This is a genomic window from Achromobacter sp. GbtcB20 (genome assembly GCF_019091095.1).
Classification (GTDB): Bacteria; Pseudomonadota; Gammaproteobacteria; order Burkholderiales; family Burkholderiaceae_B; genus Achromobacter; species Achromobacter mucicolens.
The window spans coordinates 1-262 of record NZ_JAGXJZ010000610.1; the positions used below are offsets into that span (position 1 = coordinate 1).

Sequence of the window (262 nt, forward strand, 5' to 3'; positions counted from 1 at the left end):
GTGGCTGCGGGGCCTGGACGACGTGGCCCCGATCTCGGCCCACACCGCGCCGCAGAAGGCGAAGACCGCCGCCCGGGGCCGCCGCGAATCGAAGATCTACGAAGACATCATCAACAACGGCCGCGTGTCCTTCCTGTCGGCGCCGGAACTCGAAGGCATGCTCGCAGGCGGCGTGCCGGTCGTGGTCGACGGTCACGTGATCGGCGCGGTCGGGGTGTCGAGCGTGAAGTCGACCGAGGATGCGCAGACCGCCAAGGCGGGG

The 262-nt window shown here is 70.2% G+C and carries 1 protein-coding gene; it reads left to right on the forward strand.

Annotated features, from left to right (window positions below; genetic code table 11):
• Nucleotides 1-262 (forward strand): heme-binding protein (locus tag KVT32_RS30420; protein WP_217619468.1); only part of this gene is annotated, 262 nt, incomplete at both ends.